Raw genomic sequence first — 15,763 nt, 5'->3', positions numbered from 1 at the left:
TAGAATGTTACAACAAAAATTTCCGGCGGCTGCCAAATCTTTCTTTACAATTGATAATTTTACTAAGAATCTTAAGCAAGATTTCATCTTGAGTGCGAGTAATGAAGAGGAGGCGTTGCAATTATACAAGCAAGCTTTATTTTTTTCTTCTAATGAAAATATTTATTACTTTCCAAGCTATAATACCATCCCTTATGACCATACGTCACCAAATGCAAATATCTTATCTAGACGTGCAGAAACATTAATCAAGCTAACAACAAATAATAGTAATAGCAACAAATTACTCATCACTCATACAGCGAACTTATTAAACAAATTACCGCCGAAAGATTTTTTTTCTAAATATTTTTTGAAATTATCCCCTAAAATGAAATTTACTACGGATGAGCTTGCTATGTTTTTAGTAGAAAATAGTTTTACAAGAAATGCGAGTAGCATCGATGTCGGGGAATTTGCGGTTAGAGGCGAAATCATTGATATAATATTGTCCGGTCCTAAAGCTTATAGAATTCATTTTAGCTGGGGTTATATTGAATCAATAAAAGAATTTGATATTGATACGCAAATTTCGACTAAATCCTGCAGGGAGCTTATTATTAGTCCTGCAAATGAGATAGTTTTAAATAGTGAAACTATAGGTAATTTTAAGAATAATTACTTACGAAATTTTGGAGTTAATCATACTGATAATGCTTTATATGAGGCGGTAATATCTGGAAGAAAATTCACAGGATATGAACAATTACTCCCATTATTTTACGATTCCTGCTCTAACTTAATAGATTATTTAAACGATCCTATTTTCATATTCGATAATTTGTCAAAACAAGCCATTTTAGAATTTGAACATAGTTATAACGATTTTTATTCGGCAAGGTCAGAGGCAAATAAACTTAAATTTAATAGTTTCTATCCCACCCTTTCACCGACTAGCTTATATTTTACCGCTTCTGAAATAACGGAATTACTAGAACAAAAAAATAATATACTACTTACTTTTGAAAACTCAGAGCAAGCTAGCTTAATTCAAAATATCGCTGCTACAAGTTTTATAGAAAAGAAAACGGTTTTCGATAAATTATTTGAGGTTATTAAAGCAAATTCTCATAAGAAAATTATTATAGGCTCAAGCGTTTTAAGTAGTTTTGAGCGAATCAAAAGCATAATTCAAAATTATGAATATAAATATAATGAGATAAATAAATTAGATGAGGCTAAGGCTTCAATAATAAATGTTGCGATAATTCCTTTAAATCAAAGCTTTTATACGAAAGAATATTTATTTATTACCGCTAGCGAATTATTAAAAGAAAAACCTAGCTCTACAAACACTCACAAAAAACTTAAAAATATCTTGCTGGAGCTTGATAATTTAGCTGAAGGCGAATTTGTTGTTCACAAAGATCATGGAATAGGGCAGTTTTTAAAGCTAGAAGCTTTAGAAATCAAAGGCAAACCACATGATTTTTTAAAGATTTTATATGCCGGCAATGATAAATTATATATACCAGTTGAAAGTATAGAGGTAATAAAAAAATACGGCAATGATAATGCGGAGCTTGATAAGCTTGGTAGCGTTTCATGGCAAAGAAGTAAGGCAAAGCTTAAAAAGCGTATAAAAGAGATAGCACTGCATTTAATACAAATAGCAGCTAAAAGGAAACTTAATAGTAGTGCTTCCGTTGAATTTGATCTTGAAGAATATGATAAATTTTGTGCTAATTTTCCTTTCAGTGAAACGGAAGACCAATTAATCGCTATAAACGATATTAAAGAAGATCTAAGAAACGGTATGTTAATGGATAGGTTAATATGCGGTGATGTCGGGTTTGGCAAAACAGAGGTAGCAATGCGTGCCGTCTTTATGGTAGCAAAATCTCTAAATGAACATTTACCTCAAGTAGCCGTAGTTGTACCGACAACTATTTTATGTAGTCAACATTTTTCAAGGTTCATAGAAAGGTTCAAAGGTTTTGGTTTAAATATCAAGCAATTATCTAGCGTTATTAGTTCTAAAGAAGCAAAAATTATAAGATCGGAGCTTAAAAGCGGTAAAATAAATATAATAATAGGCACTCATTCTTTATTACATAAAAATATAAAATTCTTTAATTTGAAATTGTTAATAATCGATGAAGAACAACATTTCGGTGTCGGTCAAAAAGAATTTCTTAAATCGCTAAAATCCTCTTCCCATGTACTTGCAATGTCGGCAACACCGATTCCTCGAACGCTGCAAATGTCAATGACCGGTTTAAAAGAACTTAGCATTATTGCAACGCCGCCTCTAAACAGGCTGGAAGTTCATACCTCGGTTATGCCGTGTGATCCCGTTATTATCAGAGATGCATTATTACGCGAACATTTTAGAGGTGGAAGAAGTTTTTATGTAGTTCCAAGAATTAAAGATATAGAGGATATCGCAAAACAATTAAAACAAATCGTGCCGGAATTAAGTTATAAAATAGCTTACGGAAAAATGACTCCGAGTAAAATTGATGAGGTTATGAGCGAGTTTTATGCCGGCAAATTCGATATACTAGTCTCAACTACTATTATAGAATCAGGAATTGATATAGCCGAGGCAAATACCATGATCATACATAATGCTGATATGCTGGGTCTTAGTCAGCTATATCAATTGCGTGGTCGCATAGGTCGAGGTAAAATGCGGGGTTATGCCTATCTAACGGTAGCAAGTCATAAAAAGATGACATCGCACTCCTTAAGACGCTTAGAGATAATACAAAATAGTTGTGCTTTGGGCTCAGGTTTTACTATTGCAAGCCGTGATATGGATTTACGAGGTTTCGGTAATTTGATAGGTGAAGAACAATCAGGACAAATTAAAGAAGTAGGTACAGAACTATATCAAGAAATGCTGGAAGAACAAATAGCTATTTTTAAAGATGAACCGATTGTTTCAGAACAACCCTTTATCCCGACTATTAATTTGGGATTATCCGTCTTTATTCCAGATAATTATGTAGCCGATGCAGCTCTTAAACTTGGACTATATAGAAGAATAGGTAATTTAAGTAATGAGATAGAAGTAGAGACATTTAAAGATGAGATGATTGATAGATTCGGTTTACTACCGATTGAATTTAATAATTTACTTGATATTGTAAAAATAAAACTATTATGCTTTAAGTTAAATATTGAAAATCTAGATTCAGGAGATAACGGATTTGTGATTAAATTTTATAAAAATGCCGATATGACTGATAAAATTATAAAATTCGTTAGTACTTACTCTAATCAGGCAAAAATCAAACCTGATAATAAATTAGTATATATCAAGAAATTAGTAGATAAAAATATAATTGTTGAGGCAAATCAACTACTTTGGAATTTATCGGAGGTGTAGACTCGATGTCATTCCTGCTCTGTCATTGCAAGCAGCCGTAGGCTGCGTGGCAATCTCATGAAATAATAACAAACTCTTGAGATTGCTTCGTCAATTGCTATGCAATTTCCTCGCAATGACGGTAACACGTTTTTAACATAATAAATATGTCCCATAACCTAAAGCAATTATTTCAACAACATAACGTAAAAGGTTTGTCGATTAATTCTAAAACCGTTAAGGATAAAGATATCTTTTTTGCGATTAAAGGACGGAATACTGATGGAAATGATTTTATTAAGGATGCTTTAAGCAAAGGTGCAGTATTAGTAATTACGGACAATAAAAAAAATATTGTTATAGATAAAGTAATTTATGTAAAAGATGTGCAGGCAGCTTTATATGAAGCCATAGAAATATTCTATCCTAAAAAACCAAAGGATCTAATAGCCGTAACCGGTACTAACGGTAAAAGCTCGGTAGTATCCTATATAGCTCAAACATATTCGTTACTTGGGAAAAAAGCAGCATCTATAGGTACGATAGGGGTAGAAATATTTGGCTGCGTTAATCTTATAAATGATGTACCGGAATTAACAACTTTAGACTATTTAAGCTTTAGAAAAATTGCTCATAATTTAGCTGAAAATGGTATAGAATATTTAGTTTTTGAAGCTTCTAGTCATGGTCTTGATCAAGCAAGACTTAGGGAAATAAAAGTGAATATCGCATGTTTTACTAGCTTTAGTCAGGATCATCTAGATTACCACCATACAAAAGAAAATTATTTATTAGCCAAACTGAAATTATTTATAAATCATTTATTACCGAACGGTATCGCAATATTAAATTCTGATATAGAAGAAATAGAGTTTGTTAAAGATTATCTACATAATCATAATATTAAATTTATAACCGTTGGGACAAAAGGTGATTTAGAAATAATTAGACTTAACGGTTCTTTAAAAGGACAAAATATTAATTTTACATTTAATAATAGAGAATATAATTTTAATACCCCGATAATTGGTAGCTTTCAGGCTAGTAATTTATTAATTGCTGTTCTTAGCATTCATTATATTGGTTTTGCTTTTGATGATGTTATAGATTCTTTAGTGGAAGTTAAAGCAGTAAAAGGCAGAATGGAGAGAATAGATAACACTAATATCTTCGTTGATTATGCCCACACTCCGGACGCTCTTGAAAAAGCTTTAACGGAACTGAAAAATATTAAATTACGTGATAGTAAGCTAAGCGTAGTTTTTGGCTGCGGCGGTAATCGTGATAAGGCAAAGAGAAGTCTTATGGGGCAAATAGCCGCAAAACGTGCCGATACCATCATAATTACAGATGATAATCCACGCCATGAAGACCCAAAGCTTATTAGAGCTGAAATCATAAGCGGTATAGGGAAAGCAGATTATACAGAAATAGCAAATAGAGAAGAGGCTATTAAATACGGTATAAATAATTTAAAACAAGATGATATCTTATTAGTTGCCGGCAAAGGTCATGAAAATTACCAAATTATAGGTGATAAGAAATTACCTTTTGATGATGCTGAGGTCGTGAGGAAGTGTGTAAAAGTTTGTCATCCCGTGGCTTAACCCATAGTACCGGACAGTTTTAAAAAAAACTTGATGTCATCCCCGCGGAAGCGGGGATCCAGAAAAATAACTTTAATATTAATACAGAAGTTACATATTTGATAAAATAAACATATAAAAAGCTTGCTTTTTATATGTTTACTGGCTTCCCGCCTACGCGGGAATGACATAAACACGCCATACAACAAAACATAAATAACAAAAACATATGATCTGGAACTCTAAAACTTTAAGTGCTGTTCTCGGTATAACAATCTCTAATTCTATAAGTTGTAATGAAGTGCAATTTAATTCCAAAGATGTTAAAAAAGGTAATTTATTTATAGCACTTCAAGGTAATAGAGATGGTCACGATTATGTTCTAGATGCAATAGATAAAGGAGCAGCAGCCGTAATTATTAGTAAGCGAGTAGAGATCAATGATAAAGATAAAATTATCTTAGTCGATGATTGTTTTGAAGCTCTACAAAAAATGGCTTTATATAAACGAGAGAATTCAAAAGCTAAATTTATAGCTATAACAGGCAGCGTCGGTAAAACTTCTACAAAAGAAGCACTGAAAGTATTATTACAACATGATTTTCTAGTTTTTGCTAGCCGAGGTAACTTCAATAACAAACTCGGTATGCTTATTAATCTTGCTTCAATGGCTGATGATACGGAATATGCTATTTTTGAGCTTGGCATGAACCATAAAGGTGAAATAAGAGAGCTGGTTCAAATATTAAAGCCAAATATTGCCATGATTACTAATATTTCAGAGGCTCATTTAGAATTTTTTAACTCGCTTGAAGAGATAGCTGAAGCTAAATGTGAGATTTTTGCAAATTTTAGCAAAAATGATATTGCCGTTATTAATGCCGATACTAATTGCTATAACAAAATATTATCGATATTAAAAAAACTTTCTATTACCGATATACATAGCTTCGGTAGATCAGCTAAAACTTCAGCAGAATTAATTTTATATGAGAACCTAGGAGAGCAAGTCTACTTAAAGTATAAGATAAATAAGAAAGTCTTAGATGTAATGATACCGTTTATTCCTCGGCATTTTACCGAAAATTATACCGGTGTACTTTTAATTATCGATATATTAGGTAAAGATATAGAGATAGCTGCAAATCACTTAGCAAATATTTCTCCTACTAAAGGAAGAGGGGAAATTATCAATATACAAAATTGTCGTGTAATTTGTGATTACTATAACGCAAGTCCGCAGTCAATGAAAGCTGCATTAGAATATTTAAAACAAGTACCTGCCGAGAATAAAACTGCTATAATAGGCGATATGCTAGAGCTAGGGGAAAATTCTAAACGATTACATGAGAAACTAGTGCAGTACATATTAGATGCCGCTTGTTCTAAGGTCTATTTAGTAGGAGTAAATACTAAATATATTAATGATTTACTACCTTCCAAAATAGCTAAAAAATACTTTAAAAATGTTGATGAATTAATTACGCATATTACGGATTTATTTGAAGGTAATGAGCTGATTCTAATAAAAGGGTCAAGAGGCGTAAAACTTGATAAGATTGTTGATTATTATAAATAAATACACTAGGATATTCTTAATATTGTGTGGTTTGGTTGCCCGTCATTGCGCGGAAATTACGTAGTAATTGACGAAGCAATCTCAGGATGTTTGACGAGATTGCTGCCGCGCAGTCGTAGACTGCGCGCAATGACGATTTAGTATCCATGCACAATGAATAACATCAAAATATACTTTTAAATTTAAATCTACAAATGTTATACAATCTTTTACTTCCTCATATCCATAATTCACATATAGCTAATTTATTTCACTATATTACTTTTCGTGGCGGTCTTGCTATTATTATAACTCTAAGCCTTAGCTTTATCACGGGTCCGATATTAATAGAATTTCTGCGATCTCTTCAAAAAAACGGTCAGCCTATACGCTCAGACGGACCTGAATCGCATCAAACAAAAGTAGGTACTCCGACAATGGGGGGCATTATGATTATTTTGTCTAGTTGTCTTTCTACTTTATTACTTGCTGATTTAACGAATAAATATATTTGGATTACGTTATTTGGTTTTATTAGTTTCGGTATTATAGGATTTATGGATGATTATGCTAAGGTAACTAAAGATAATCATTACGGAGTAAGAGGAAAAAGTAAGCTTTTACTTCAAGGAATTATTAGCTTCATTATATGTGTTTTACTAGAATATCTAGATAAAAGTCCAAGTCATTTACTTAACGTACCGTTTTTTAAAAATTTAAGTTTGGATCTTGGTTATTGTTATATAGTTTTTGCTATATTTGTTATAGTCGGCTCTTCTAATGCCGTGAATCTAACGGATGGGCTTGATGGTCTTGCTACCGTTCCTATTGCCTTTACTGCCGGTTCTTTTGCTTTAATAAGTTATTTAGTAGGAAATCTAATTTACTCGAACTACTTACAGCTAACCTATATACCGAATACCGGAGAGTTAACGGTGTTATGTGCGGGATTAGTCGGTAGCTGCCTTGGATTTTTATGGTTTAATGCACAACCGGCAGAAGTTTTTATGGGCGATACCGGTAGTCTAAGTCTTGGCGGTGTGCTTGGTATTATTAGCGTTATTACTAAGCATGAAATAGTTTTAGCTATAGTCGGCGGCTTGTTTGTTATTGAAACGGCATCCGTAATTTTACAGGTATATTACTTCAAAGCTACTAAAGGAAAAAGAATATTTAAAATGGCACCGCTCCATCATCATTTTGAAAAACACGGTTGGGCAGAATCAAAAGTCGTAATAAGATTTTGGATTATTTCAGTTATATTTGCTCTTATAGGCTTATCATCCTTAAAATTACGTTAACTATATTCGTTTATCTATCTTTTATTTATCAAAATACATTACATAAATTAACTTTCTCTTTGCTTTTGTACAAGAAATTTGCTATAATACTGATATTAATTTATATTAGGTGTATGGTATGGTTAAAGAAATAGATATAAATAAATTATTAGCACAAGAAAATAATGCTTTAAATACTATATTGAGCCAAGTAAATGAATTATGCAAACAAAATAAGCAGTTGCAAGGTTTAATCGAAATACAAAATGAAACTAAAGAACTAGAAAAAGAACATAATAGATCGTTGCCTTGGTTTAAAAGATTTGTAAAAACAGTTTCTAATGTAAAGTATATTTTGATAAAAAGTGAAGAACAGTTAACAAATGAAGCAATAAAGTATAATAATAGAATATTAAAAGATATTGATAATAAGATATATAATATAGCGGAAAAATTTGCACCTTTAAAGCAAGCATTACAAGAAGAAATCGAAAAAAATTTTAAGGATTTAACAAAGAAAGATTTATCTAAAGATCAAAGAGCAAGATTATCAGAAGTATTTTTTAGTTATAAGAGTAAACCTGAAAGATTCTCAGCTCTACATATGACAAATCCCTTACAATTCATTAATGCTGAAGCACTAGAGAAACAATATAATGCTTTAAATGCTACAAAACAAAACATCCAAAATTTAATATCCGAAAATTCTAATATCAAAGAACTTAAAGAAATACAAAAACAGGTTGCTGAAATTAGGGCAGAAGTACCTCATACATTTTTTGAAAAATTAAATAATATTTGGCAAAATGTTAAAAATGTTTTTGTAAATAATAGTGAGCAGGTTTTAGCAAAAAACAAAGAGAGTAATACTAGAACAATTAGAAAGATTGATGAACAATTATATAAAACGAAGCATAAATTTGAGGAATTAATTGAAAATAAAGAAAGAAATATTAAGGATATAATTGCAAAATTACCTGACAATGAGAAGTTACAAAAGATAGTAAGTAACCTTACAAATCACATGACTTCACAAAAAGAACCAATATTAGCAAATGCGTCCCTAGCTAAACCTTTGGAAAATAATATAACACCACCGTCTCCTTTATCGGAAAATAACATTCCACCTTCACCTCCACCTCCACCTCCACCTCCACCTCCACCTCCACCTCCACCTTCACCTCCACCTCCACCTCCACCTCCGCCTATGGCTCCGGCTCAGGCTGAGACATTATCTAAGCCTGTAGAATCTACTACGGTTAAAAAACTGGAAAATCAACCACGTCCTTCTATAGATACTTCTGCTTTAATGAGAGAAATAGCAGGGCCAAAAAAACTAAAAAAAGTTGAATTTGACCCTAATACAGGAAAACCGGTTGTACATTCTCATAGTCAGCCTGCTCAGGATGTTAACAAACCTAGTGGACTTGAATCAATTCTCGCACGAAGAATTGCTATAGAGGTGAGTGATAGTAGTAGTAGTGAAAGCGATAGTGGTAACTGGAGTGATGTTAGTGTTAATAGGAATAAATCAAAAGTGCTTAAAACTAAAGGAGAACGAGATGCTACAATGACTACGCATGCTCAAAAAATTAATAATAGGAACTCACAAAAACCATCACTTGTTAGATAATAAATGTCATTCCCGCTTTGCGGGAATGACATAAAACACCATATAAATCTACCCTTTAAACTTCTTAGTTATTTCAACTATTCTTTTACCAAAGAAATTAGCAGTTTTTAAATCGCCTTGAGTAGGAGTAATATCAGGAGAAGATTTGTGGTTAGATTGAGTCATACGTCCTGACCAGCTACCTAAGCGGTGAATTTTATTGGGATCAGGCATCTCATGATCAGAAAAATTCGGAGCAGTTTCAGTTTGCCCGACCCAAATCATACAATGCTGCATAGCGAAGTGAAATAGCTGCTAAATACTGCAAACTTATTACCTGAATAAAAAGCAGAATTAGTAAAAGCTGCAGCTATTTTATCTTTCCATTTTTGTTGTGCCCATCTAGTTGAGGTAGCTTCCATAAATGTTTTAAACGATCTGGCTACACTACCCATATAGGTTGGGACTCCAAGAATGATAGCATCTGCATTGTCTAATAAAGCTCAATCGAGATTATTAGGTTTATCTTTATTTATTTGTATAAGAAACATTTGCTCCTGCTGCCTTTATGCTCTTATTTAGTGTTTCAGCTACTTTGCAGTATGACCGTATCTACTATAATATTACGATAGCTACTTTAACCATGTTATTCTCCATATTATAAATTAACTATAAACTCGGCTTCAGTTTTAGACTTTATTTCTTCAATAGTAACATCGTCAGCTTGTCTAACTAATATCATTTCATCTTTATCAATATCAAAAATTCCAAGATCGGTAATTACTCTGTTAACTACTTTTTTACCTGTTAACGGAAAGTTGCATTCTTTTAATAATTTAGCACCGCCATCTTTTGCGTTATGTTTCATTATAATAACTACTCTTTTGGTGTTAGCGACCAAATCCATAGCTCCTCCCATACCTTTAACCATTTTACCCGGAATAGTCCAGTTGGCAAGATCGCCTGTTTGTGAGACTTGCATAGCACATAAAATAGTTAAATCGACATGCGAACCTCTAATCATCCCAAATGAAAAGCTACTGTCGAAATAGCTGCTTTCAGGAATAGCAGTAATAGTTTGCTTACCGGCGTTAATTAAATCAGGATCTTCCTCTCCTGCGTAAGGAAATGGTCCCATACCAAGCATACCGTTCTTACTTTGAAATATTGCATTCACTCCTTGAGGTATATAATTTGCTACATGCGTAGGCATACCTATACCAAGATTGACATATAATCCGTCTTTAAGTTCCTCTGCGGTTATTTGATAAATTTCTTCTTTGCTCCAAGGCATATCTTATTTTTCCCTGACAGTTAATTGCTCAATACGTTTCTCATATTTTTCACCTACTATTAATCGCTGTATGAAAATATTAGGTGTGTGAATATTGTTAGGGTCAAGCTCTCCCACCTTAACTATTTCCTCTACTTCACAAACTGTAACTTTAGCGGCACCTGCCATGACTGCATTAAAATTTCGTGCAGTTTTATTATAAATCACGTTGCCGCTTTTATCAGCTTTAAAGCCTTTAGTAATAGTAAGGTCAGCTTGAAGGGCAGTTTCCATTATATATTTTTTGCCGTTAAACTCCTTTGTTTCTTTACCTTCCTCTACAATTGTACCTATACCTGTTTTAGTATAAAAAGCCGGAATTCCCATACAAGCAGCCCTAATTCGTTCAGCTAAAGTTCCTTGTGGGTTTAGCTCAAGCTCTAAAACCTTATCAAGATATTGTTGCTCAAAAATCTTATTTTCTCCGACATACGAAGAAATCATTTTTTTTATTTGTTTAGTTTGAAGAAGAAGCCCAAGTCCGAAGTTGTCAACACCGCAATTATTGCTTATAACTGTTAAATTTTGAACATTGCTTTTAAGAAGTGCATTTATTAAATTTTCAGGAATACCGCATAGACCGAATCCGCCCGACATTATAGTCATGCTGTCATAAAGAAGTCTTCAAGAGCAGCTTCAGCCGAAGGATAGATTTTTTATTCATAAATTTTAAATTATTTAATATCTATTATTTAAGACATTAGGAAGATTTTCAAAAGAAGTCAAGGACATACACAAGTTTGGTATATTAAAAAAATACTTTACAAGAAATTAAATTTAACCATTGCTGCTTGTTTTTTGTATTCATCAACAGTATTAGTAACTGCATCAAATATTGATGACAATATAACAATTCAAGAAAATTCTAAAAAAAATTATAGTTATGTAGTGACGTATGATAAAGATATGTCCTCAAGAGCGAGTAGAATGTTGCTATGTCATTAATTGAAGGTTACCGTCAATTAGATGATGCTATGTTTGCCGATTCAGATAATATAGCTATGAAGATCTTAAGTTATATTACAAGATTTACTGCTACATCTTGGATTATGGTAGGTAATCATGAAATAGGAGGTTATGGAGCAAGAGCAAAGAAGTTGATTTAAAAGTAACAAAATATGAAGTAGATCCTTTTGAGGGTACAACATATTTTAAAACTAAAGATTTTAATTCTTTGCAAGTTCATAAGCACATTGCTATAGATACAGGGGGCATGCAAGCAAGTTATTTGTTATCTGAAAATATTAAAGATAGATACATGGCAAGTAACAACATTAATCCTACTTACGGTATAGGTTATTTATGGACAAGATTAGAGCAAGCAAGTTATATTTTTAGTACTAAGTTTGATGGCAAAGATAAAAGCGGTGATGATATAAATACATATGTAAAAGCGATTAACTCCATATACGGTAAAAATTATATTACTAAAAATAAAATTTTTTCATATGCTTATTTAGATTTATTTGATCCGTTTTTATTCTATTCAGGATATTCATTTATTAACTTAAATAATATTCCGATGATTGAATTAGGACCGGTTAAATATTTACCGGCTACTAGAGCGATACTTGCTCCATACGGTTTAGAGTGTGGTTTAGTTAACCATTTTGTTGTTGATAACAAATATATGCAAGTTAATATTAATTACGGCAAAAATCAAAAATTTAAGTCTTACGGTGTCGGAGTTAAAGCTAATAACTTAGTCAAAGTTGAATTTATCGGTTTAGGTAAGGTATGCCTTTAAAATCCTCAGCTATAGTTAGAGCAGGGTTAAAATTAGATTTATAAGAGAAGGCTTTGTTGTATGATTAATATGTCATTCCTGCGAAAGCAGCAATCCAGAAAAAAGCGTGATACATCAAGCTTTTAATTTTCAAAACTTACTGTGTATGCACCGTTTAATTACTGGATTCCCGCTTTTGCAAGAATGACATATTAATCATAATTTGTATATTTTATTATTCTTCTTTTATTATAAAGTATATATATTTGTATATAAGATAATTATGACTATATATGCTAACTATTTTAGAAAAATTCTTATTCTCTTCTGTAAAAACGTTCATCAATATACGTGAAGATACCGTATCTGCTCTTAAAAGGCTTGGTATTAACAATATTCGTGATTTATTATTTTATCTACCTGTTTCATATCAAAATAAAATATTATCGCCTAATTTAACTGAAGTTAGAGACGGTGACATAATCCAAACAGAAATTGTAGTTGAGAGCATTAATTTACCAAAGAAAAGTAGTCAGCCTTTAAAAATTACAGCTAGCAATGATACTGGTTCTTTGTTATTAGTGTTTTTTCATAAACCCCCACCGTTTATTTTTAATAAGCTGCAAGTTGGTACTTCTCATATTATCAGCGGAAAGGTACAATTTTTTGATCATTACTTACAAATTGCGCATCCTGAATTTATTGTAAATCCTAAACTCGCAAAAGAAATAGAGCCGATTTATTCCCTGACATATTTACTTAGTAACAAGCAGTTATATTCATATATCATAAAAGCAATAGAGATATTTGAAGAGAAGTGTAAGAGTATAGAAGATAAAGAAGTAAAAGATTATTTAGATATTATATTGCAGAATTTGCAAATGTTGCATGTTTTCCATCATTGCGAGGAGGCGTGCATGCCGACGAAGCAATCCAGTAATGTAAAATTAATAAATTCTAGATTGCCGCAGCCCCTAAAGGGGTTTCGCAATGATGATTTATATACTAACGCCAAAAAACAACTAGCAGCTAAGGAGCTTATCGCTAATCAAATATCTCTTTTAAATGTACGTACGCAAATAAGTAGAAGACAAGGTAATATTTACCCTAAAGCTGTATCTATTCAAGCAAATATATTAAATGAGCTAGGATTTGAGTTAACCTCTTATCAAAAGCAAGTCATAGAAGAAATAGAGTGTGATCAAAGCGATAAAATAGAAATGATGAGATTGTTGCAAGGCGATGTTGGCTCCGGTAAAACTTTGGTAGCTCTGCTGACGATGGTAAATGTGGTAGCCACTGGATTTCAAGCAACGCTTATGGCTCCAACTGATTTGCTTGCCAATCAGCATTATGAGTTTTTTGTTAAAGCTTTAAAAAATACTAATATAAGAGTCGGATTACTTACAGGTAAGATACTGGGGACAGCTCGTAAAAATATTATGATACAACTTGACAACGATGAGATTGATATATTAGTCGGCACTCATGCTTTATTTCAAGAAAAAGTAAGTTTTAAGAAATTAGGTTATATAGTTATTGATGAGCAGCATAGATTTGGGGTACAACAGCGTTTGAATTTAATAAATAAAGGAGTAAATCCCGATGTGTTAGTTATGACTGCAACGCCGATTCCTCGAAGTCTTGCACTTACTATGTTTGGTGATATGACTATCTCAAAGCTAATGGGTAAGCCGAAAAGTCGTTTACCTATCGCTACAAATACCATGTCCGTTAATAAGATAGAGCATATTATAGTAGCGATAAATAAGAAGCTTATTGCAGGTGAGCGGGTATATTGGATTTGTCCATTGATAGAGCAGGGAGAGAAAGAAACGTCGGAAGAGGATAGTTTATTGATGGATGTGATGAATCGTTTTAACTCTATCGACAATATCTATCAAGGTTATACCGGTATTATTCACGGTAAGATGAAGAACGAGCAGAAAGACCAAATAATGAAGCAATTTAAGGAAGGTGAAATTAAGATATTAGTTGCAACAACCGTTATTGAAGTCGGAATAGACATACCTGAAGCCACTTTGATAATTATTGAAAATGCTGAGCAATTTGGTCTCGCTCAACTTCATCAGCTTAGAGGTAGAGTAGGACGGGGTAGTTTGCAGTCATATTGTATATTGTTATACAATCCTAAAAGGCTTAGAAAAGTTGCACGAGGTAGGTTTGAGATAATGAAACAAACTAATGATGGATTTTATATAGCTGAGCAGGATTTAAAACTTCGAGGTAGCGGTGAGATTTTAGGAGTAAAACAAAGCGGTGAAATCGCATTTTTCTTCGCCGATTTAGCGGACGATTATGACCTACTTCTTAAAGCGCATAAATTTGCGGCAATAGGCTCAAAAGGTAATGTAAATTTTGTTAACTTTCAGATCAAGCTCTTTGCCAAATCTCAAGTAAGCGAGTTGGTTTAGTTTGAATATGCTATTTCCGCTTGACATTGGCGTTGTTGCGTGGATCGATTTTTCCGTCATTGTGAGAAGAATTACGCAGTAATTCGATAAAGCAATCTCTTGCCAAAATCCTGAGATTGCCGTGCTCCTTTCAGTCGCTCGCAATGATGAAAAACCGTACCATGCAAGCAAGCTTTTTTATAAAATCTAGAATACTATAAGTTAAAGCTAATCCTGTGTGATTTCAGCAAGTCTAGTAAACAGAGCGTCAATCATATCCCAGCCTTTTTTTTGAATAGTGAGTAAAGAAGAATCATTAATGTTTATTTGTTTTAATAAATCTATTCCCATTTGTTCATGTTCAGGATCAAGATACATATGTGTTTTGAAATGTTTTGCTGCTTTATGATTAAAAAATATTGATCCTAGTTTTGCATAAAATATAGTAGCACAAGACTCTATTACTAAATGGACAAGGACGGCTCTTTCACTATCTCCAAGAGTCATCATTTTTAGCGTAAACCAAGAACCTAAGGCCTCAAAAATAGAATCTGTAGTTTCTTCATTATTTTCTAAATTTTGGAATAATTCTATATTATGTCCAAATTCATCGGTAAGATGCTCCCATGCAAGTTGTTGAAATTCTTTTGTTTCAGAAAACACTACTCTTGCTAATACCATTTTTTGAAATTCGTATGACCAAATCCGAAAATGTTTAAGAAATTTATTTTTTCGTAGCGTACTATCTAACTTAATTTTAAATAGTTTGTTTTTTTTAAATTGCTCTTTATATTGTTCATTATCCAAAATTAAACGATCTATTATATTCATATATTTAATTATCAATTTATTTAAATATATTAATATTAACTAAATTACGCTGTCACTCATTATTAATGTTT

The 15,763-nt window shown here is 32.4% G+C and carries 12 protein-coding genes and 1 pseudogene; 8 read left to right on the top strand and 5 right to left on the bottom strand.

The features are described 5' to 3' along the window. Positions 1–4 precede the first annotated feature (4 nt). The 5 genes from mfd (at position 5) to rickA (ending at position 9,409) form a co-directional block, all read left to right on the top strand. Positions 5–3,373 (top strand): transcription-repair coupling factor, encoded by a 3,369-nt coding sequence (mfd, locus tag RAF_RS04650; RefSeq protein WP_012719885.1) that lies wholly within the window; start codon positions 5–7, stop codon positions 3,371–3,373. A gap of 146 nt (positions 3,374–3,519) precedes the next feature. Beyond that, positions 3,520–4,959, top strand: a complete 1,440-nt coding sequence (locus tag RAF_RS04645; RefSeq protein WP_012719884.1) for a UDP-N-acetylmuramoyl-L-alanyl-D-glutamate--2,6-diaminopimelate ligase — start codon at positions 3,520–3,522, stop codon at positions 4,957–4,959. A gap of 208 nt (positions 4,960–5,167) precedes the next feature. Continuing rightward, positions 5,168–6,517, top strand: coding sequence for a UDP-N-acetylmuramoyl-tripeptide--D-alanyl-D-alanine ligase (locus RAF_RS04640; RefSeq protein WP_012719883.1), 1,350 nt, complete (start codon positions 5,168–5,170; stop codon positions 6,515–6,517). A 194-nt stretch (positions 6,518–6,711) separates the two neighbouring features. Continuing rightward, positions 6,712–7,797 (top strand): phospho-N-acetylmuramoyl-pentapeptide-transferase, encoded by a 1,086-nt coding sequence (mraY, locus tag RAF_RS04635; protein ID WP_012719882.1) that lies wholly within the window; start codon positions 6,712–6,714, stop codon positions 7,795–7,797. 118 nt (positions 7,798–7,915) lie between these two features. Next, complete coding sequence (gene rickA / locus RAF_RS04630; protein WP_041471906.1) at positions 7,916–9,409, top strand: Arp2/3 complex-activating protein RickA; 1,494 nt, start codon at positions 7,916–7,918, stop codon at positions 9,407–9,409. Between the two features lie 48 nt (positions 9,410–9,457). Here the strand turns inward: rickA and RAF_RS09990 are convergent, their stop codons facing one another. The 4 genes and pseudogenes from RAF_RS09990 to RAF_RS04610 form a co-directional block, all read right to left on the bottom strand. After that, positions 9,458–9,673 (bottom strand): hypothetical protein, encoded by a 216-nt coding sequence (locus tag RAF_RS09990; protein ID WP_041471905.1) that lies wholly within the window; start codon positions 9,671–9,673, stop codon positions 9,458–9,460. After that, positions 9,670–9,843, bottom strand: a complete 174-nt coding sequence (locus RAF_RS09985; protein WP_041471904.1) for a flavodoxin family protein — start codon at positions 9,841–9,843, stop codon at positions 9,670–9,672. The genes RAF_RS09990 and RAF_RS09985 overlap by 4 nt, the downstream gene beginning before the upstream one ends. Positions 9,844–10,046: 203 nt before the next feature. Further along, positions 10,047–10,682: a 3-oxoacid CoA-transferase subunit B gene (locus RAF_RS04615; protein ID WP_012719880.1), complete on the bottom strand. Its 636-nt coding sequence runs from the start codon at positions 10,680–10,682 to the stop codon at positions 10,047–10,049. A gap of 3 nt (positions 10,683–10,685) precedes the next feature. Beyond that, positions 10,686–11,374: pseudogene (locus RAF_RS04610) on the bottom strand (CoA transferase subunit A). 282 nt (positions 11,375–11,656) lie between these two features. On the opposite strand from RAF_RS04610, the gene RAF_RS09980 reads away from it, so the two are divergent. The 3 genes from RAF_RS09980 (at position 11,657) to RAF_RS04595 (ending at position 14,882) form a co-directional block, all read left to right on the top strand. After that, the gene (locus RAF_RS09980; protein WP_234943873.1) at positions 11,657–11,827 is read left to right on the top strand and encodes a hypothetical protein; all 171 of its coding nucleotides are present in this window, start codon (positions 11,657–11,659) and stop codon (positions 11,825–11,827) included. Between the two features lie 68 nt (positions 11,828–11,895). Beyond that, a complete protein-coding gene (locus RAF_RS09445; RefSeq protein ID WP_012719878.1) occupies positions 11,896–12,468 on the top strand; it encodes a hypothetical protein in 573 nt (190 codons plus the stop codon). A 272-nt stretch (positions 12,469–12,740) separates the two neighbouring features. Continuing rightward, positions 12,741–14,882, top strand: coding sequence for an ATP-dependent DNA helicase RecG (locus tag RAF_RS04595; protein ID WP_012719877.1), 2,142 nt, complete (start codon positions 12,741–12,743; stop codon positions 14,880–14,882). A 207-nt stretch (positions 14,883–15,089) separates the two neighbouring features. Here RAF_RS04595 and RAF_RS04590 read toward each other — a convergent pair whose 3' ends face one another. Then, positions 15,090–15,692, bottom strand: coding sequence for a hypothetical protein (locus tag RAF_RS04590; RefSeq protein ID WP_004998004.1), 603 nt, complete (start codon positions 15,690–15,692; stop codon positions 15,090–15,092). Positions 15,693–15,763: the final 71 nt, after the last annotated feature.

Origin of the sequence: Rickettsia africae ESF-5 (assembly GCF_000023005.1) — a bacterium.
GTDB lineage: Bacteria > Pseudomonadota > Alphaproteobacteria > Rickettsiales > Rickettsiaceae > Rickettsia > Rickettsia rickettsii.
This window is presented reverse-complemented; position numbering and strand designations above follow the sequence as displayed.

Bases quoted from the DNA above. Each gene is read 5' to 3' on its own strand.
- mfd (WP_012719885.1), top strand. From the start codon at position 5: ATGTTACAACAAAAATTTCCGGCGGCTGCCAAATCTTTCTTTACAATT.
- RAF_RS04645 (WP_012719884.1), top strand. From the start codon at position 3,520: ATGTCCCATAACCTAAAGCAATTATTTCAACAACATAACGTAAAAGGT.
- RAF_RS04640 (WP_012719883.1), top strand. From the start codon at position 5,168: ATGATCTGGAACTCTAAAACTTTAAGTGCTGTTCTCGGTATAACAATC.
- mraY (WP_012719882.1), top strand. From the start codon at position 6,712: ATGTTATACAATCTTTTACTTCCTCATATCCATAATTCACATATAGCT.
- rickA (WP_041471906.1), top strand. From the start codon at position 7,916: ATGGTTAAAGAAATAGATATAAATAAATTATTAGCACAAGAAAATAAT.
- RAF_RS09990 (WP_041471905.1), bottom strand. From the start codon at position 9,673: ATGATTTGGGTCGGGCAAACTGAAACTGCTCCGAATTTTTCTGATCAT.
- RAF_RS09985 (WP_041471904.1), bottom strand. From the start codon at position 9,843: ATGGGTAGTGTAGCCAGATCGTTTAAAACATTTATGGAAGCTACCTCA.
- RAF_RS04615 (WP_012719880.1), bottom strand. From the start codon at position 10,682: ATGCCTTGGAGCAAAGAAGAAATTTATCAAATAACCGCAGAGGAACTT.
- RAF_RS09980 (WP_234943873.1), top strand. From the start codon at position 11,657: ATGTCATTAATTGAAGGTTACCGTCAATTAGATGATGCTATGTTTGCC.
- RAF_RS04595 (WP_012719877.1), top strand. From the start codon at position 12,741: ATGCTAACTATTTTAGAAAAATTCTTATTCTCTTCTGTAAAAACGTTC.
- RAF_RS04590 (WP_004998004.1), bottom strand. From the start codon at position 15,692: ATGAATATAATAGATCGTTTAATTTTGGATAATGAACAATATAAAGAG.